Source organism: Pseudomonas sp. 21615526 (assembly GCF_013386245.1).
GTDB lineage: Bacteria > Pseudomonadota > Gammaproteobacteria > Pseudomonadales > Pseudomonadaceae > Aquipseudomonas.
The window spans coordinates 1-454 of the sequence record NZ_JACAOM010000253.1 but is presented as its reverse complement, the minus strand read 5'-3'; the positions used below and the strand labels follow the sequence as shown (position 1 = coordinate 454).

The 454-nt window shown below is 61.2% G+C and carries 1 protein-coding gene; it reads right to left on the bottom strand.

What is annotated here, in order from left to right; genetic code table 11:
- Positions 1 to 373, bottom strand: a 373-nt coding sequence (locus HX786_RS31555; RefSeq protein ID WP_178913090.1) for a peroxide stress protein YaaA, incomplete at its 3' end; no start/stop codon positions are given.
- Positions 374 to 454: the final 81 nt, after the last annotated feature.

Below are 454 nucleotides of genomic sequence, written 5' to 3'. Positions count from 1 at the left end.
TCATCAGGTCCAGCGGCCGCAGCAGGCCGTACAGGCCGGAGAGCATGCGCAGGTGGTCCTGGGCGTAGGTGAAATCGGCGTCCTTGAGGGTTTCGGCGTTGAGGCCGGTGTAGACGTCGCCCTTGAATGCCAGCAGGGCTTGTTTGGCGTTGGCGGGGGTGAAGGCGGGGGTCCAGCTGCCGAAGCGTGCGGCGTTGAGGCCGCCGATTTTGTCGGAGACGTGCATCAGTTCGCTGATTTGCGCCGGGCTGAGTTCGCGCAGTTGTTCGATCAGCTCCTGGGAGTGGTCGAGGTATTGCGGCTGGGTGAAGCGCGGGGTGACCGGCTTTGACTCGAAATCGAGGGTTTTGGCGGGGGAAATCACCGTCAGCATGAAGTCGTCTCCTTTAATCGTGGGGGGATTCTAGGGGGTAGGGCGGTTTGACTCCACCTATGATGGTGATAGATAGCTGTG